Origin of the sequence: Pseudomonas sp. 20P_3.2_Bac5, from assembly GCF_025466035.1 — a bacterium.
Classification (GTDB): domain Bacteria; phylum Pseudomonadota; class Gammaproteobacteria; order Pseudomonadales; family Pseudomonadaceae; genus Aquipseudomonas.
The window spans coordinates 1-17,768 of record NZ_JANLOA010000091.1 but is presented as its reverse complement, the minus strand read 5'-3'; the positions used below and the strand labels follow the sequence as shown (position 1 = coordinate 17,768).

The window sequence follows — 17,768 nt, the reverse complement described above, 5'->3', positions numbered from 1 at the left end:
AATAGACAATACTTCCCGCCTTCTCCCACGGAACCTCTGTGATGCTGACCACCCTCGCCGTCGCCAACTACCGCTCGATCAACCGGCTGGTGCTGCCCCTCGGCCGCCTGAACCTGATCACCGGGCCCAACGGCAGCGGCAAGTCCAACCTGTACAAGGCGCTGCGCCTGCTGGCGGAAACCGCTCGCGGCGGCGTGGTCAATGCGCTGGCGGCGGAAGGCGGGCTGGAGTCGACGTTCTGGGCCGGGCCCGAGCAGATCAGCCGGCGCATGAGCCGTGGCGAAGTGGCAATCGAAGGTGGGCCGCGCAAGGGGGTGAAACGGCTGCGCCTGGGCTTTGCCAGCGAGGACTTCGGTTATGCCATTGGCCTCGGCCTGCCGGAGCCGGACAGCCGCACGCAGTTCTTCCTCGACCCGCAAATCAAGCGCGAAAGCCTCTGGGCCGGCGAAAGCTACCGGCCCGCCAGCCTGCTGGTGGATCGCCAGGGCCCGATGATCAAAGCCCGCGAGGGGCGCCAGTGGGATGTGCTGGCGCAGCATGTGTCCAGCGCCGACAGCCTGTTCGACCAGGTCGGCAACCTGCGTTCCTCGCCCGAAGTGCTGCACCTGCGCGAACAGATCCGGGGCTGGCGCTTTTACGATCACCTGCGCACCGACGCCGGCGCCCCGGCCCGGCGCCCGCAACTGGGCACGCGCACACCGGTGCTGCATCACGACGGCCGTGACCTCGCGGCCGCGTTGCAGACCATCCTCGAAGTGGGTGACCCGCAAGCGCTACAGGACACCATCGCCGACGCCTTCCCCGGCGCACGGCTGAAGATCGACGCGGTGCCGGGTGGCTTGTTCGCGGTGCAGTTTTATCAGGAGGGATTGTTGCGGCCGCTGTCGGCGGCGGAACTGTCGGACGGCACCTTGCGTTACCTGCTGCTGGTCGCGGCGCTACTGACGCCACGGCCGCCGACCATGATGGTCCTCAACGAGCCGGAAACCAGCCTGCACCCGGACCTGATTCCCGCGCTCGCGCGCTTGATCATCCGCGCGTCGCAGCATTGTCAGGTGTGGGTGGTGTCGCACTCGCGGGGGTTGATGGAAGCGCTGGAAGGCGATGCGACCTGCAATTCCATCGTGCTGGAAAAAGAACTGGGTCAGACCCGGGTGGTGGGGCAGGGGATGCTGGATGAGCCGGTGTGGCATTGGCCGGATTAGAGAGTGAACTCGGGGGCAATCACCGGACATCAGGTCACCGTCAACCTGTGGGAGCGGATGAATCCGCTCCCACAGGGCCCCTGAGCCCACTGAATCAAATCAACCCTGCCACTTGCCCCCTTCCACAATCACGCTTTCCGGTTTGGTGTCATCGCTCAGCTCTTTGCGCACGTATTGGTCATACAGTTTGAGCAGGAATTTCTCTTCGCCCAGGCGCGCCAGCTCGGCGTTGACCCAGTCGCGCAGTTCGATATTGCCCTTCTTCACCGCCGGTGCGATCGGCGCTTCTTCGCCGAGTTTTTCCGGCAGTACGCGGTAGCCCGGGTTCTGCTTGGACCAGCTGAACAGAATCAGGTTGTCTTGCGCATAAGCATCACCACGACCATTGGCCAAGGCCTGCAGCGACTCGCTGTTTTTCTCGAACTTGAGCAGTTTCCAGTCCGGGTGGTTCTTGGTCAGCCAGATGTCGGCGGTGGTGCCGGTGGTGACGATGGTGGTCTTGTCGGCCAGGTCATCGAGCTTCTGCACCGAGCTGCCATCCGCGACCAGCGCCTGCACGGCAACACGCAGGTTGGGGTTGGTGAATTCCACCGCTTCCTTGCGCTCCGGGGTCACGGTCATGTTGGCCAGGATCAGGTCGACCTTGTCGCTCTGCAGGAACGGAATGCGGCTGGCCGGCTCGACGGCGACGAACTCGACCTTGTTCTCATCACCCAGCAACGACTTGGCAAACGCACGGCCGATATCAGTATCGAAGCCGACATAGCGCCCGCTTTCATCGACGAAGCCGAACGGCGGCTTATCGGTGAAGACGCCGACGATCAGCTTGTCGCGGGCCTTGATGGTTTCCAGGTAGCTGGTGGTGGCCGGCGCCGGCGTGGCGGCGGCGGGTTTCGGCGGCTCTTCGGCCTTGTTGCAGCCGGCCAGCAGCGCCAGGCCGAGCAGTGACAGCAGCAGTTTCGAAGTTTTGGCAGTTTTCATGACAGTTCCTTTTGAGGTGTCTCTGGCAGGCGTTCTACGAAGGAAAATTTCTCCAGGAACTGCTGCGCGCGTGCGGTCCGCGGGTTCGTAAAGAAGCTCTCGGGTGGGCTCTGTTCAAGGATCCTGCCGGCCTCCATGAACACGATTCGGTCGGCCACCGCGCGGGCGAAGGCCATTTCGTGGGTAACGATAAGCAGGGTCATGCCGTCGCGGGCCAGGCCCTGGATCACTTGCAGCACTTCCTTGACCATTTCCGGGTCGAGGGCGGCGGTGACTTCGTCGAACAGCATCACCCGCGGGTTCATGCACAGCGAACGGACGATGGCGATGCGTTGCTGCTGACCACCGGAAAGCTGGCGCGGATAGGCATCGCGCTTGTCCAGCAGGCCGACCCGCGCCAGCAGCGCCTCGGCCTGGGCCAGGGCTTCGTTGCGCTCGCGTTTCTGCACCTTGAGCGGGCCGAGCAGCAGGTTGTCGATCACGCTCATGTGGCCAAACAGGTGATAGCTCTGGAACACCATGCCGACCTGCTGGCGGATTTCGCGCCAGTCGGTTTTCGGGCTCAGCAGCTCGCGGCCTTCAAGCCGCAAGCTGCCGCTGTGGGCGCTTTCCAGGCCGTTGAGGCAGCGCAGCAAGGTGCTCTTGCCGCAGCCGCTCGGGCCAAGAATCACCACCACTTCGCCCGTCTCCACCGACAGGTCGACGTCCTTGAGCACCTGCTGTTCGCCGAAAAATTTGTTGAAACCCTGAAACTCGATCAATGCGCTCATGCGTGTGTCCAGCGTCGCTCCAGGGCCCGGGAGGCCGCCGAAAGCGGATAGCAGATGAAGAAGAAAAACAGGAACAGCGCGCCGTAGATCAGAACCGATTCATAGGTGCGCTCGATGATCTGCTGGCCGACCTTGATTACGTCCACCACGCCGATCAGCACCGCCAGCGAGCTGGTCTTGATGATCCGCGTGTAGATGTTGATGGTCGGCGGGGTCATGCGCTTCAGCGCCTGGGGCAGCAGCACGTAGCCGTACAACTGCCAGCCGGACAGGCCGATCGACAGCCCCGCCTCGCGCTGACCGCGAGGCAGCGATTGCAGCGCGCCGCGCACCACTTCGCCGACCTCGCTGGCGCCCCACAGCGCCAGCACCAGCACCGCGCACCAGAAACTCGGCAGGCTGATGCCGAGGAAAATCGGCAGACCGAAGAACAACAGGTACAACCAGACCAGCACCGGAATGGCGCGGAACAGCTCCAGGTAGATGCGCAGCAGCACGTTCACGCTGCGGTTGCCGAGGGTCGCCAGCACGCCGTAAAGCACGCCGCCCAAGGTCGCGAAAACAATCCCCAATGCCGAGATCGACAGGGTTTGCGCGGCGCCCTTGCCCAGTTGCGGCAAGGACACCAGCAACAGCTCAAGACCCGAACTGGCCATGTTGCAACCTCCGTTCCAGGCGGCTGAGCAGCAGCGACAGTGGCAGGAACAAGAGGACGCAAATCAGCGTCATCACCGCGAGCATTTCGTAGGTCTTGTAGTACAGGGCGATGTAGCTCTTGGTGGTGTAGAGAATCTCCGGCACCGCCACCGCCGAGACCACGGTGGTTTCCTTGAGCAGGAAAATGAAATTGGCGAACAGCGACGGCAGGCTGAGGATGCCGGCCTGCGGCAGGATCACATGGCGCAGCAACTGGCCTTCGGACAGGCCGATGGAGCGCCCCGATTCCAGTTGCGCCACCGGCACCGCCTCGACGCCAGCGCGCAGCACCTCGGTGAGGTAGGCGCCGCCGAGGAAGGTCATGGTGATGATCGCCGCGGCGAAGCCGGAGACTTTCACACCGAGCGCCGGCAGGGCGAAGTAGACGAAGAACAACTGGATCAGCAGCGGCGTGTTGCGGGCCAGCTCGACGTAGAGCGACACCAGGCGGTGCAGCACCGGCGTGCGGAACAGCAGGATCGCCGCGTTGACCACCGCGACCACCAGCGAGGTGGCGATAGCGATCAGGCCGACCTGCAGGGTCACGCCGACGGCTTTGAGAAACGCCGGCAAGGTGCTGAGGATGAACGGGATATCGAAGGTCATGAACGCGGGGTCTTTTCCGAACCGGCCCGAGGGTAGACGGGCGGATGCTGACGAGAAGTGCGAGACGGGTAAGCCTCATTCGGAAAAGACTCTAAAGGTATAAAAATAATTATTTAAATACTTTTATCGAATATTAATATCACTGAAATCGCTGACGCTCCTGGGGCGAGTTTTCAGTTACATGTCACCTACATAGGTATGGATAGCCGGGACACTCGGACGGATATTTTTTACAGCCCTCCGTTCTGAACAGGCTGTCCCCATGTATGAAATCGACTGTGGTACCTACCGCTCGACAGCCTTCAACCGGCGCGTGCGTTTTCTGGTGATTCACTACACCGCTCTTGATTTCCAGGCATCGGTCACCGCGCTTACGGGCCCCGTAAGCGCCCACTATCTCGTTCCCGATCCATCGGACCAGAGCTATCAGCAGGCGGGTTTCACCGGGATGCGTGTGTTCAATCTGGTCGATGAGTGTGACCGCGCCTGGCATGCCGGGCTCAGCCAATGGGCGGGTCGTACCAACCTCAACGACACCTCGATCGGCATCGAACTCGTCAACCAGGCCACCGACCATGAGGGAACTCTGACCTTTGTGCCGTATTACCCGCAGCAGATCGAAGTGCTCAAGGAACTGGTCACGGATATTCTTCGGTGCTACCCGGACATCACGCCGACGCAGGTCGTCGGGCACAGCGATATTGCCCCCGGCCGAAAGAATGATCCGGGGGCGATGTTCCCTTGGCAGGCGCTTTACAAAGCCGGTATCGGGGCCTGGTATGACATCGCGACCCTACAGCGGTATTTCGAGCAATTCCTCAATGCACTGCCAACCCCAGAGGATGTCATCGCCAAGCTGGGCCAATACGGCTACGACACCGGTCAGGCCAGCACGGAGAGCGAATACCGCGCCTTGATCCGCGCCTTCCAATTGCATTTTCGCCAGCGCAATTACGATGGTCTGCTGGATGCTGAAACGGCGGCCATCCTGTACGCGCTGGTCGAGAAGTATTTTCCTTCCGAATGAGCATTATCGCCGGCAATGAAAAAACCGCCGTTGGGGTAATGCCTGTCAGTTGAACCGATTGGGGCCCTTCGCGAGCAAGCTCGCTCCTACAGGTTCAGTGTCGATTCTGTAGGAGCGAGCTTGCTAGCGAAGGGCCCCAACTGGCCTGACTGACTGGCATTACGCCGCAACGACGGTTTTTACGATTCAGCTTCGGTTTCCTGGCGCCTCAGTCCATCAGAACGCCGGCAGTACCGCGCCGCTGTACTTCTTCTCGATAAAGGTCTTCACCTCAGGCGAGGTCAGGGCCTTGGCCAGTTTCTGGACGGCATCGCTGTCCTTGTTGTCCGGACGTGCCACCAGGAAGTTCACGTAAGGCGAGTCGCTGCCTTCGATCACCAGCGCGTCTTTCGCCGGGTTCAGACCAGCTTCCAGCGCGTAGTTGGTGTTGATCAGGTCCAGGTCGACCTGGTCCAGCACACGCGGCAGCATGGCCGATTCCAGTTCGCGGAATTTCAGTTTTTTCGGGTTCTCGGCGATGTCTTTCGGGGTCGCCAGGGCGTTTTTCGGATCCTTCAGGGTAATCAGGCCAGCCTTCTGCAACAGCAGCAGGGCACGACCACTGTTGCTGCCCTCGTTCGGGATAGCCACGGTAGCGCCTTCCTTCAGCTCGCTCAGGCTCTTGACCTTCTTCGAGTAACCACCGAACGGTTCGACGTGAACGCCGATCACGGTCACCAGGTTGGTGCCTTTGCCTTCGTTGAAGTTCTTCAGGTACGGCAGGGTCTGGAAGTAGTTGGCGTCCAGACGCTTCTGGTCAACCTGCACGTTCGGCTGCACGTAGTCGGTGAAGACTTTGATTTCCAGGTCCACGCCTTCTTTGGCCAGGGTCGGCTTGATCAGCTCGAGGATTTCAGCGTGGGGAACCGGAGTCGCGGCAACCACCAGTTTTTCACCGGCGTGGGCAAAACCGGCAACCGACAGCGCGGCGGCCAGGGCAGTCATCAACAACGTCTTTTTCATGTGCAGTCCTTATTGGTATCCGCGCCTTATGGGCCTCGGTAAGTGTTGGTTGGCCGGGCCCGTATTGCCCGGCGTGAGGCGGACAATACCGAGATTTTTTATTCCTTAAAAATATCTTTTGCTTAGCTGGTTATGCCTTTTTGTTCGCACCCTGCCATGCAGGGTGCGCAACGCTCTAGCTCGCGGCTTGCGTGAGGCGCAACAGGGTTTTCTCCAGCAAACGCTGCAACGCACCACGCTCCGCGGCGTCGCCTTGCTTGCTGATGTGCTCCAGCCGTTCGGCCAGCGCCGAAAGTGGCGTCGGCAGATTCAGGTGTTCCGGCAGGATCTCGTCACCGCTGCCCAGCAACAGGGCGAAGTGAATGACGTTCTCCAGCTCGCGGGTATTGCCCGGCCAGTCGTGCAACTCCAGCACCCGCTGCGCCGCCTCGCTCAGCAGCGGAACCGGCAGGTTCAGCCGTGGGCTGTAGATCCCGATGAAGTACTCGGCCAGGGGCAAAATGTCGCCAACCCGCTCGCGCAGCGCCGGCAGTTCCAGCCGGCCTTCGTGGAGGTAGTCGTACAAGCGCTGGTGGAAGCGCCCCGCCGCCACGGCCTGGGCCAGGTCGATGCTGGTGGCCGCGACAAGGCGCACGTCCACCGAATGCGCCTGCTGCGCGCCGACGCGAGTGACCTCGCGGTTCTCCAGCGCCGCCAGCAACTTGACCTGAATCGCCAACGGCAGGTCGGCGATTTCGTCGAGGTAAAGGGTTCCGCCGTTGGCCGAGCCGAACCAGCCGGCACGGCTGCTGGCCGTGCCGCTGTGGGCGCCGGCGGCGTAGCCGAACAGCTCGGCATCGGCGTAAGTCGGGCTGATCGCCCCGCAGTTGACCGAGACGAACAACCCGCCGCGATCACTGGCGCGGTGGATCTGCCGGGCCAGCAATTCCTTGCCGGTGCCGGATTCGCCGCGGATCAGCACCGGCAGCGCCAGCGGCGCGAGAATCTCCAGTTCCTCGCGCAACTGGCGCGAACGCGGATCGACAAACACCAGCGCCTTGGCGCGGATGCTCAGCGGGCTCTTGTCGAGTTCGGGGAAGGTCAGCAGCGGCTGGCCGAAAGTGTCTTGTGCAGTCATGGCAAAACTCCCGCCCGGGCACTCCTGGCCCGGGCGTTAAGCGGTAAAAAGAAAAAGAGTGCGGTGGAATCAGGCGCGGCGAAGGGCGCCTTGTTCCAGACGGCTTTGCAGGCGGTACAGGTAGGCGAAACCCTGCTCCCAGCGGCGATGCCCGGATTTGACGTTGATGTGTCCGGCGCCGCCGAGCACGCCGGCTTCGGCGCCCCAGGCGCGGGCCAGTTGCATCGCCCGTGGGGCGCTGACGGCCGGGTCGTTGTCCGACGTGACCACCTGGCTCGGGAACGGCAGTTGTTGCATGGGAATCGGTGCGAAGTTACGCAGGGCCGGCGCGCAGGCTGGGCGTTCGACATCTGCCGGCGCCACCAGCAGCGCCCCGCGTACTCGCCGCAGCAGCGCCGGGCTGGCCTGGGCCGCCCAGTGGGAAACGGTGATGCAACCGAGGCTGTGAGCGATCAGGATCACCGGCGCGTCGTCGGCGGCAATCGCCTGCTCCAGCGCGGCGACCCAGTCCTCGCGCTTCGGCGTCAGCCAGTCGGCCTGCTCGACACGGGCGCTATTGGGCAGCGTGCTGTGCCAATGGCTTTGCCAGTGCTCGTCTGGCGAACCTTGCCAGCCGGGGACAATCAGGTAACGGATCGACTCGTTGCGCATGGGGAATTGCCTCCTGCTGCGGTTGCGTGCATGCCGGCAAGTATTAGCGCTGGGGTTATATCCGTAAAGGAATAAGAAGCTATTTATTAATAACCAAAACAAGAGAAGGACCGCAGGGCGGTCCCGTTGTGGTTACTCGGTGGCTTGCTGCCATTCGGCCTTTTCCATGCCGTCGATCAGGGCATCGATCAGCGCCTTGGCGGCTTCCACGCCGTGCATCGCCAGCCAGACGAAGTTCGCTCTGCCGGCGTCTTGGCCGGTCGCTTCCTGGGCGGAGTAGTAAGCGCAGCGGAGGAACATCGAGGCATGAACCAGGGTGCTGTGGGGGTCGATACCGGCGTTGACGGAAAACAGAGGAGGGTGGTCGGCGGGGCATTCGCCGAAGTGGCGGGTGCAGGTGGGGGATAGGGGTGGGTCGGGGACTATTTTTTTCACAGACATCTTCCTTACCTAATGAGGCCGACATCCTTTTGTTTCCACACAAATGGGTGGCGGCTGTACGCGGGGTGGAAAACCGAGCGGTAAGGATAACCCGGCAGGCCCGAAAGCCTCCCGCGCACAGCTGCCATGAAAGCAACTCCATACCCAAAACACTCAGGTTTCCACACCCGATCACTGAACATTCAGCGACCGGGGAAGCCTAGAAGGTGTGGGGTTCCCGGGCAAGGAGGCTAGGACCGACAGACCGCGTAGGGTACGTCCTAGGAGTTTTTGGTTCCACAAACTTTGTGTTTGCAGGTGTCTGGAATGGGCCTGTCTGGAGGTCGCATCAGGGCCACCAGGCGCATGCCGATAGATATTTTTCGCTCTCAAGATCGAGCGCCGCCCGCGCGGCGCATCGCGAGCAAGCTCGCTCCTACATTGGTTGCAACGTGCCTATGTCTGTCAGGCCATGGTTGGCAGCCTTGTTTGTACGACGCGGTATCGAGTCGACCTCAACAGCCTCCCCGCGATTCATCGCCAAGCGCCAAGAGCGGGCAACATCTCTCTGTCAGGCCATGGCACGTTGCAACCGATGTAGGAGCGAGCTTGCTCGCGATGCGCCGCGCGGGCGGCGCTCGATCTTGAGAACCCTGAAAACCCCTCGGCTAGCGCCTGGTCGCCATTACCCGATCTACTGACGAGCACCTCATGGCCTACATACAGCCACAAGACATGTAAATACCGACGCAAAAAGGGGGCGGCGGCTGCATGCGCGGTGGAAAACCGAGTGAATGGCGAAACCCGGCAGGCCATTACGCCTCACGCACACAGCCGCCATAAAGGGCGGGCCTGAAGAACGCGAACCCTAACCCTCAACTCCAGATCCCGGCCAGCAAGTTTGTGTTTGGAAATCTGTGACAGCCATCGAATACGGCGCGGGATGTGAGGGCCTGCACGATTCCATTCGTACGGGTACCACCTCGCTGTAGCGTTTGAACAAACTTGCGTTGTTGTCGCGTCATTCCACCGCCCGTACGCTGCCTCGCTTTCCAGACGAGGGCACGTCATGAAGTGGAAGGATCTGATCATCGGCGGCAAGACATTATCGATGGCGCACTTACAGCCATTCGATTTGATGTTTGATGTGGCGGACGAGCAGGTCACGGTCAAATTCGAATTTGGCTTTCACTGCTTCACTGATGAAAAAGGCAAGGGAGAGTCGTTGTGCTTCAGGCATGAACGCCGTTATTTCTGTGAGGACCGGTATCACTGCAGCACCCAACTGCGCGACTACATGGAGCGACGCTTCTACAACGGTCTGGCGGTTCCGTATTTTGTTGAAAACAACCAACGGTACTACTGCCTGGACCTGCACGATTACGCAATTTTCTTCTCGATCAGCAAGCCCGCGAACACCACCAACCTACTCAAGCTGCGAGTCATCTCAGCCTATGAAGTCGCGACGTGGGGGCGGCATTCACTTCCTCGTGGAAAACCACACAATGTGCGTTACATCCTGGAAGTGCGTAATGCCGGAAAATCCATCTGAAAGCAAAAAGCCCCGAGGCTTTCGCACTCGGGGCTTTTGCTGAATCTGTATATCGGCCTGTTCTTTCGCTTTCGCTTATCCCGCTCACTGGCTAGGAGAGGCTTTCGCCTCCGAAATCGATACCCCCTTTCGGGTTCCGGTCCGTATCGATGGGGGCAAATCTACCGCTGCCTGACCTCTTCGTCAACCTGGGGTCCCCGTTACACCTGTCACAAAAAAAGGCCAGCCCCTGCCACAGGACCGGCCTTCAAGTTTGCCTGAGTTGCGTGTTGCTCAGCGGGCGGTGATCACCGACAACTTGGTAATCCCCGCACGTTCGATGGAAGCCATGGCGCGGGCCACTTCTCCGTAATTCACACCGTCATCAGCCTGCAGTTGCACCCGCACATCGGGGTCTTTGGCCTTGGCCGTCTGCAAGTTGATCTCCAGCAGATCCGGCTGGATTTCGTCCTTGTTGATAAACACCTTCCCTGCGCCGTCGATGCTCACCACCAACGGGTCTTTCTGTTCCACCGGGGCCACGGCCTCGGTCTTGGGCAGGTTGATCGGGATCGCATTGGTCAGCAGCGGCGCGGTCACGATGAACACCACCAGCAGCACCAGCATCACGTCCACCAACGGGGTGACGTTGATCTCGCTCAGTACTTCATCACTGTCCTGGGTCGAAAAAGCCATGTCACACCGCCTCTTTCACGGGCTGGCCGGCCTGGGTGTTGGCCTTGTGCAGCGTTGGGTGGGCGATGACGCGGAAGGCACTCTTCTGCGCGAGGCTGTAGAAGTCATGGGCGAAGTCGTCGAGGTCGGCGGCGGTCAGTTTCAGGCGACGCAGGAAGTAGTTGTAAACCAGCACCGCCGGGACGGCGACGGCGATACCCACGCCGGTGGCGACCAGTGCCGCACCAATCGGGCCGGCCACGGTTTCGAGGCTCGCCGAGCCCGCAGCGCTGATGCCTTTCAGGGCTTCCATGATGCCCCAGACAGTACCGAACAGACCGATGAACGGCGAGGTGCTACCGATACTGGCGACCACGGCCAGGCCGGTTTCCAGCGAGCGGCGTTCACGCACGATCTGTTGGCGCAGGGCACGTTCCAGGCGGTCCTGGTGGTTGATCGACTGGCTCAGGTCAGCGGCATGGCCAGGCTCGCCAACGGCGATGGCGGCATAACCGGCCTGGGCGACGCGGGCAGCGGAACCCGGTTGGGTCTGCGCCAGGTCGGCGGCCGAGTCGAGACTGGACGCGGCCCAGAATTGTTTGTGGAAGCGTTTGTCCTGGTTCTTCAGGCGGACAAACTGCACGGTCTTGACCAGGGCCAGGCCCCAGGTGACGACGGAGAAGCCGACCAGCAGCCAGATCACCGCGCTTTCGATGGATTCAAGTGGGGAGGCCAATACGCTCATGATGTGTTCTCTCTCGGGTTACGCGAATTTGGGTTAGCGAATCTTGAAATCGATGGGCACGCTCACCCAGCCTTCCTGGGCGACATCGCCCTGCTTGGCCGGGACGAAGCTCCAACGCTTTACCGCTGCCAGCGCGGCGTCATCGAGTTGGTCACGTCCGCTGCTTTTCTGGATCTGGATCTCGCCCGGCTTGCCGTTGGCGAGCACCTTGACCCGCAACAGCACCGTGCCTTCCCAGCCGCGACGCTGGGCCAGCGACGGGTATTCCGGCGCCGGGTTCTTCAGGTACGCCGCGTTGGCCGAAGCCGGGGTCACCGGGGCGGGCGCGGGCGGTGCCGGCGGTTGTGGCGCGGCGACCGGTGGAGCCGGGGTCGGCGGTGGTGTCTGCACCGGCGGCTGCGGTACCGGCTTTGGCACGGGCTTGGGCACAGGTTTTGGCTTGGGCACAGGCTTGGGCGGCGGCGGCTTCACGGCCAGTTCATCTTCCACCGGTGGTGGCGGCTCGATCGGCGGCGGTGGCTGGACCACGGGCGGCGGCGGCTCTACCACCGGCGGCGCCGGCTGGGAGAATTCGATGGTCATCGGTGGAATTTCTGGCGGTACGACCGGCAGAACCGGGGTCGGCGCCTGGCTGATCCAGTACGCGGCCGCGCCATGCAACACCAGGGCAAACACCCCAAGCAGGACTTTCTCACGACGGTTCAGGGCGCTGCGCGGCGTGCGCTGCAAGCGCTGCTGCGCCAGCGGAACACGGTGCGGACGGCCGAGATCGACCAGTTCGCCCGGCGCCGGGCGCCACAGCACATCGAGGGCGCTGGCGGCGGTCTGGACATTACCCATTGATAGACTCCTGGGGGTTCAATGCATTTCCTTCGAAGGCGGTCGGTCAGGGATGAAAAGCGCCTTCGCTTGCGGTGGATGATCGGGGCGAGACGCTTATCTCTGAAAGTAATCTTTAAAGTTATGGATAGAACTTGTTCGAATATGAAGTTTTGCCGAATCGCTACAGCCCGCGTATTTCAAGGGCTGTAGCGATGCGGGCATTTCGCCATGCTTTTGCGGCATGAAAAATATTCCTCAAAGGCATGGGGAAATCGCCTCAGAAGTCGTAGCGACCGGTCACGCCCAGGGTTCGCGGCGTGCCGAGCAGGCCTTCGTAGCCGCCGTTGGCCGCGCTCCACAGCGTGGTGTAGTAGGTCTTGTCGAAGGCGTTTTTCAGCCACAGCGAGACATCCCACTGGCCTTGGCCGAGGTCGCCGCGCAGGCCGGTGGAGAGGTTGACCACGGCGTAGCTGGGGATGCGCGCGTAGTCCGAGTCCTCGACCACGCCCACCGCTTTTGAGCGGAACGCATAGCTGGCGGTGACGTAGGGTTGCAGGCCGTTGGCGAGGTCCCACTGGTACTGGCCGTTGGCGTTGGCGATCCATTTCGAGGCGCCGACCACCGGGTGCCCGGTGAGGTCGCAGGACGCCGGCGCGCCCGGTTGCAGCGACACTTCCGGCGGGCACGGGGCATCTTTGTAGGAGAGGTAGCGGACGTCGTTGTAGGAGCCGTTGACGTTCAGCGTCAGCCCGCGCACCGGCACCAGGGTGCTTTCGAATTCCACCCCGCGTGAGCGCACCGAGCCGGCGTTGGTCAGATACTGCACGCGGTTGGCTTCGTCGTAGGCGTTGGTCTGGTAGCCGTTGACCTGGGTCCAGAACAGGTTGGCGTTGAGTTGCAGGCGCTTGTCCCACAGCGTGCTCTTGAAGCCCAGCTCGGCGTTGTTGGCGCGCTCGGTGCCGACCAGCAATGAGTCGGCGCCGGCGACGGGCGCGGTGGCCACCGTCAGGTTGACCCCGCCGGACTTCTCGCCGTGGGACAGGGTGGCGTAGCCGAGCAGGTCATCGGTGAAGCGATAACTGAGGTTGAGCAACCCCGACGGGCTGGCGCTGTACTGGTTGAGGTCGCCCGACTCGTAGGCGCCGACCCGGCCCTGCCGCGCGGTGGCCGCCGCCCCGGCGACCGCCGCGCCGCCCTGCGGAGCGTTGCGGTTGACCCAGGCGCTTTTCTCTTCATAGGTGCCCCGCACGCCGGCGGTGAAATCGAGGCGGTCGCTGAGGTGCCAGGTGCCTTGGGCGAACAGCGCGAAGCTGTCGGTCTCGATATGGCCCTTGCCGATAGTGGTGACGTTGGCCAGGGCGCCGGTCGGCGTGCCGTTCCAGATGTCGGCCTGCGGGCCGTAGTAGTTGAAGGAGCGGTTATCCAGGTCGGAGCCGAAGTAGTAGGCGCCGAGCACGTAGTCGAAGAAGCCGCCCGTGGGCGAGGCCAGGCGAAATTCCTGCGACCACTGTTTATCGCGCACCGAGACCCCGGCGTTGTACGCCGCCGGCACGTTGAGGCCGTCGTCGTTGCGCGGGGTGAAATCCCACCAGCGGTAGCTGCTGACCGAGGTCAGGGTGAAGTCGTTGTCGAGGGTCCAGTTGGCCTCCAGCGAGGTGCCGCCCTGGAACACGGTGACGTGCTGGTCGTTGTCGAGATTGACCTTGCGCTTGCTGCCGTCGACCAGCGTCGCCCCCGCCGCCGCCGCGCGGCTTTCGTAGCGGTTGACGCCGTTGATGGTCGGCCCGGTGCTGAACAGCACGCGGGTGCCGGCGCTGGAATCTTCCTCGTTGTAGTCGCCGATCCAGCGCAGATTGAAGCGCTCGTTGGGCTTGTACAGCAGTTGCCCGCGAAAGCCCTGGCGCGAGCCGCCGTTGAGGGTGTGGCCGTCGTATTCGTTTTTGATGTCGCCGTCGTTGCGGGTGCGGTAGGCCGAGAAGCGGCCGGCGAGGGTGTCGCTGAGCGGGCCGGAGATCGTGCCCTTGGTCTGGAAATAGCCGTCCTCGCCCACCGAGGTTTCGATGCTGCGTTCCGGGGTGAAGCTCGGCGCGCGGGTGCTGATATTGATGACCCCGGCGGTGGTGTTCTTGCCGAACAGGGTGCCTTGCGGACCGCGCAGGACTTCAAGCTGCTCGATGTCCATCAGGTCGAAAACGGCCATGCCCGGGCGCCCGAGGTAGACGTTGTCGAGGTACAGCCCGACGCTGCCTTCCAGGCCATCGCTGGCCGGGTTGTTGCCCAGGCCGCGGATCGACACGCTGGACTGGCGCGCATGCATATAGGCGACGTTGACGCTGGGCACCAGTTGCTGGAGGTCCTGGATGCGGTAGATGCGCTGGCTTTCCAGGGCCTGGCCGTCGAGCACGCTCATGGGGGTCGGCACGTCCTGGGCGCTTTCTTCGCGGCGGCGGGCGGTGACGGTGACCGTCTTCAACTGGCTGTCGGCCTTGGCGGCGGGGGCTGGCTCGGCGCGGCCCGCATCGGCGGCCTGCGCGGGCAGCCAGTGCGCGCTGCCCGCCAGCAGCAAGGCCAGGGGCAGGCGCTTGAGCCGCCGTGAAGACAAGGGTGCAGCGGAAGACGAAAGGCTCATGAGCGGCTCCTGTTCAGGAAATTCTTATTCCCTGAAGTTATTTATTTATGTTTTTACATATGTTTACCGAATAAGAGATTGCCTTTATAAGGAGTGCAACCGAGGCAGAGCAAATGCATTTGCCCGATACTTTTTATGTGAAAAATGCATATCGATCTTCGCCAACTCCGCCATCTGATCGCCCTTGCCGAGCACCGCAGCTTCGTCGCCGCGGCGAGCGCGGTGAACCTCTCGCAATCGGCGTTCAGCCGCAGCATCCAGGCGCTGGAGCACAGCGCCGGGTGTCAGTTGGTGGATCGCTCGAACAAGGAATTGCCGCCGACCAAACAAGGGCTGGTGGTGCTGGAACATGCGCGCCGGCTGGTCAGTGGCGCGTGCCAGTTGAGCAACGAGATCCGCCAGTTCAACGGCCTGGAAGCCGGCGAACTGCGCTTCGGCTGCGGCCCGGCGCCCGCGGCGGGCCTGGTGCCGCGGGCCATCGCCGGCTTCATCGAGCGCTACCCGAAGGCGCGGGTGCAGTTTCAAGTTGATGACTGGCAGAGCCTGAACCGCCGCCTGCTGGCCGAAGACTTCGAGTTCTTCGTCGCCGACACCCGCAGCTTCGAGGCTGACCCCACTTACCAAACCCTGCGCCTGAAACCGCGCCGCTGGTATTTCTGCTGTCGCGCCGGGCATCCGCTGGCCGCGCGCGCCAGCGTCAGCGCCGAGGAATTGCTGCAATACCCGCTGGCCGTGACGCTGCGCCCGCCAAACCTGCGCAAGGTCATCGCCGACCTCAGCGGCCACCCTGACGTGGAGGCCAATGTCGAATGCGAAAACAGCCACAGCCTGCTCACCGTGGTCCTGCATTCCAACGCCATCGGCATCTGCGGCGCCTACAGCGACAGCCTGCGCAGCACGCGGGGCGAGCTGGTGCGGCTGAAGATCGACGGGCTGAACGACGACTGTGAGGAGCTTTACACCCGCTACGGTATCGTCAGCCGCGCGCGCCAACGCCTGGCGCCGCTGGCCGAGGCGATGATCGAGCAGATCGTGCGCACCGACCAGAACGAGGAAGACCTCGACGCCGCCGCCCTGGAACGCCTGGCCGTGTGAGGCGTTGCGCCGGACGCATCGCCGGTATTCGGCAAATGCGCTTGTCGCCGGGCGCCGTGGCGGCGAAAACAGTCGCCTGCCCTTTCACCCGGTGACCGTCATGCCCCAGCCATCCCCCGTGCGCAACGTGCTGTACATCATGTGCGACCAACTGCGTCGCGATTACCTGTCTTGCTACGGCCATCCGCACCTGCACACGCCGAACATCGACCGCCTCGCGGCGGCCGGCGTGCGCTTCAGCCGCGCCTACACCCAAGGCACGATTTGCGGGCCGTCGCGGATGTCGGCCTACACCGGTCGTTACGTCAGCAGCCATCAGGTCGCGTGGAACGCCGTGCCATTGCCGCTGGAGGAACTGACCCTCGGCGACTACCTGCGCCCGGCCGGCATCCGCACCGCGCTGGTGGGCAAGACCCACGCCACGCCCAACCTCGACGCCCAGCAACACCTGCGCCTCGACCCGGCCAGCGCCGCCGTCGAGCAGCTCAACGAGGTGGGTTTCGAGCCCTATGTGCGCCATGACGGCATCTTCCCCGACGACCCGCTGTTCAGCGACAAACGCGAGACCGCGCCCTACACCCGTTACCTGCGCGAGCACGGTTTCGACGGCGACAACCCTTGGCACACCTGGGCCAACGCCGCCGAGGGCGAGCACGGCGACGTGCTCAGCGGCTGGCACATGCGCAACGCCCATTTGCCGACCCGGCTGCCGGAGCAGTACTCCGAAACCGTCTACACCACCGACCGCGCCATCGACTTCATCCGCGAACAGGGCGAGCAGCCGTGGTGCCTGCACCTGTCGTACATCAAGCCGCACTGGCCCTATATCGCCCCGGCGCCGTACCACGCGTTGTATGGCGCCGCGCAGGTGCAGCCGGCGGTGCGCGCGGAGGGCGCGCAGCTCAGTGACCACCCGGTGTACGCCGCGTTTCGCCAGCATCAGGAAAGCGTGAATTTCTCCCGCGACGACGTGCGATTGAAGGTGATCCCGACGTACATGGGCTTGATCAAGCAGATCGACGACCAGCTCGGCCGGCTGTTCGATGAGCTGCAGAGCAGCGGGCGCTGGGACGACACGCTGATTGTGTTCACCAGCGACCACGGGGATTTCCTGGGTGACCACTGGCTGGGGGAAAAGGAGTTTTTACTGGAGCCGGCGGTGGGTGTGCCGTTGATCGTGCGCGATCCGCGTGCGCAGGCGGATATCACCCGGGGCACGGTGGATGAGCGGCTGGTGGAAACCATCGATGCCGTGCCGACCTTTCTCGACGCCCTCGGCTTGCCGCCGGCCGATCACCGGCTGGAGGGCCGTTCGCTGGTGCCGCTGCTGCATGGGAGCGCACAAAGCTGGCGGCGCTACGCGATTGCCGAGTACGACTACGCCTTCCAGTCACCGGCGCGGGAGCGGCTGGGCCAGCCCATCGATCGTTGCCGCATGACCATGGTGCGCAGCGAGCGCTGGAAGTACCTGGCGTATGACGGCTTCAGAGCGCAGTTATTCGACCTGGAGAATGACCCGGGAGAATTGAACGACCTTGGCGCTGATCCGGCGTATGCGGCGGTGCGCGAGGAGCATCAGGGGTATTTGTGGGAATGGCTGCGCGGCTTGAAGCGCCGCACCACCATCAGCCATGCCGAAATCGAACGGCGAGGGCAGTGGTTCAGGTATGGCGAACCGCGGGAGGACAGTGTGGTGAAGATTGGGGTTTGGTGATTGGCGGGGCTGGCCTGTCTTCAGGGTCCTTGAGATCGAGCGCCGCCGGCGCATCGCGAGCAAGCTCGCTCCTACAGAGGTT

The 17,768-nt window shown here is 62.9% G+C and carries 17 protein-coding genes; 5 read left to right on the top strand and 12 right to left on the bottom strand.

Features of this window, described 5'->3' with window-relative positions:
* The first annotated feature begins 41 nt into the window (after positions 1-41).
* Complete coding sequence (locus NTD88_RS15850; RefSeq protein ID WP_262154977.1) at positions 42-1,205, top strand: AAA family ATPase; 1,164 nt, start codon at positions 42-44, stop codon at positions 1,203-1,205.
* A gap of 99 nt (positions 1,206-1,304) precedes the next feature.
* Here the strand turns inward: NTD88_RS15850 and NTD88_RS15845 are convergent, their stop codons facing one another.
* Genes NTD88_RS15845 through NTD88_RS15830 form a run of 4 tightly spaced genes read right to left on the bottom strand, consistent with a single transcriptional unit; the run spans position 1,305 to position 4,258 of the window.
* A complete protein-coding gene (locus NTD88_RS15845; protein WP_095160054.1) occupies positions 1,305-2,186 on the bottom strand; it encodes a transporter substrate-binding domain-containing protein in 882 nt (293 codons plus the stop codon).
* Positions 2,183-2,956 (bottom strand): amino acid ABC transporter ATP-binding protein, encoded by a 774-nt coding sequence (locus tag NTD88_RS15840; RefSeq protein WP_262154976.1) that lies wholly within the window; start codon positions 2,954-2,956, stop codon positions 2,183-2,185. The genes NTD88_RS15845 and NTD88_RS15840 overlap by 4 nt, the downstream gene beginning before the upstream one ends.
* Positions 2,953-3,612, bottom strand: coding sequence for an amino acid ABC transporter permease (locus tag NTD88_RS15835; protein ID WP_262154975.1), 660 nt, complete (start codon positions 3,610-3,612; stop codon positions 2,953-2,955). Before NTD88_RS15835 ends, NTD88_RS15840 begins: the two co-directional genes overlap by 4 nt.
* Complete coding sequence (locus NTD88_RS15830; protein WP_262154974.1) at positions 3,593-4,258, bottom strand: amino acid ABC transporter permease; 666 nt, start codon at positions 4,256-4,258, stop codon at positions 3,593-3,595. Before NTD88_RS15830 ends, NTD88_RS15835 begins: the two co-directional genes overlap by 20 nt.
* A gap of 262 nt (positions 4,259-4,520) precedes the next feature.
* On the opposite strand from NTD88_RS15830, the gene NTD88_RS15825 reads away from it, so the two are divergent.
* Complete coding sequence (locus tag NTD88_RS15825; protein WP_262154973.1) at positions 4,521-5,285, top strand: N-acetylmuramoyl-L-alanine amidase; 765 nt, start codon at positions 4,521-4,523, stop codon at positions 5,283-5,285.
* 216 nt (positions 5,286-5,501) lie between these two features.
* On the opposite strand, the gene NTD88_RS15820 is transcribed toward NTD88_RS15825, so the two are convergent.
* The 4 genes from NTD88_RS15820 to NTD88_RS15805 form a co-directional block, all read right to left on the bottom strand.
* Positions 5,502-6,287 (bottom strand): MetQ/NlpA family ABC transporter substrate-binding protein, encoded by a 786-nt coding sequence (locus NTD88_RS15820; RefSeq protein ID WP_095159420.1) that lies wholly within the window; start codon positions 6,285-6,287, stop codon positions 5,502-5,504.
* Positions 6,288-6,462: 175 nt separating this feature from the next.
* Complete coding sequence (locus NTD88_RS15815) at positions 6,463-7,404, bottom strand: sigma 54-interacting transcriptional regulator (protein WP_262154972.1); 942 nt, start codon at positions 7,402-7,404, stop codon at positions 6,463-6,465.
* 69 nt (positions 7,405-7,473) lie between these two features.
* Positions 7,474-8,055, bottom strand: coding sequence for an alpha/beta hydrolase (locus tag NTD88_RS15810; RefSeq protein ID WP_095159422.1), 582 nt, complete (start codon positions 8,053-8,055; stop codon positions 7,474-7,476).
* A 132-nt stretch (positions 8,056-8,187) separates the two neighbouring features.
* Positions 8,188-8,490: a DUF3077 domain-containing protein gene (locus NTD88_RS15805; protein ID WP_095159423.1), complete on the bottom strand. Its 303-nt coding sequence runs from the start codon at positions 8,488-8,490 to the stop codon at positions 8,188-8,190.
* A gap of 1,096 nt (positions 8,491-9,586) precedes the next feature.
* Here NTD88_RS15805 and NTD88_RS15800 point away from each other — a divergent pair.
* Positions 9,587-10,027, top strand: a complete 441-nt coding sequence (locus tag NTD88_RS15800) for a hypothetical protein (protein WP_315974965.1) — start codon at positions 9,587-9,589, stop codon at positions 10,025-10,027.
* A 273-nt stretch (positions 10,028-10,300) separates the two neighbouring features.
* Here NTD88_RS15800 and NTD88_RS15795 read toward each other — a convergent pair whose 3' ends face one another.
* The 4 genes from NTD88_RS15795 to NTD88_RS15780 all read right to left on the bottom strand — a co-directional run bounded on the left by NTD88_RS15795 (position 10,301) and on the right by NTD88_RS15780 (position 14,877).
* Complete coding sequence (locus NTD88_RS15795; protein ID WP_095159424.1) at positions 10,301-10,702, bottom strand: ExbD/TolR family protein; 402 nt, start codon at positions 10,700-10,702, stop codon at positions 10,301-10,303.
* Position 10,703: 1 nt separating this feature from the next.
* Complete coding sequence (locus NTD88_RS15790) at positions 10,704-11,426, bottom strand: MotA/TolQ/ExbB proton channel family protein (protein ID WP_095159425.1); 723 nt, start codon at positions 11,424-11,426, stop codon at positions 10,704-10,706.
* Positions 11,427-11,459: 33 nt separating this feature from the next.
* The gene (locus tag NTD88_RS15785; RefSeq protein ID WP_262154971.1) at positions 11,460-12,266 is read right to left on the bottom strand and encodes an energy transducer TonB; all 807 of its coding nucleotides are present in this window, start codon (positions 12,264-12,266) and stop codon (positions 11,460-11,462) included.
* A 259-nt stretch (positions 12,267-12,525) separates the two neighbouring features.
* Complete coding sequence (locus NTD88_RS15780) at positions 12,526-14,877, bottom strand: TonB-dependent receptor (protein ID WP_262154970.1); 2,352 nt, start codon at positions 14,875-14,877, stop codon at positions 12,526-12,528.
* A gap of 144 nt (positions 14,878-15,021) precedes the next feature.
* Between NTD88_RS15780 and NTD88_RS15775 the strand changes: the two genes are divergently transcribed.
* Positions 15,022-15,972 carry a LysR family transcriptional regulator gene (locus NTD88_RS15775; RefSeq protein ID WP_095159428.1) on the top strand — a complete coding sequence of 317 codons (951 nt, stop codon included), beginning with the start codon at positions 15,022-15,024 and terminating at the stop codon, positions 15,970-15,972.
* Between the two features lie 100 nt (positions 15,973-16,072).
* A complete protein-coding gene (locus tag NTD88_RS15770; protein WP_262154969.1) occupies positions 16,073-17,686 on the top strand; it encodes an alkaline phosphatase family protein in 1,614 nt (537 codons plus the stop codon).
* Positions 17,687-17,768: the final 82 nt, after the last annotated feature.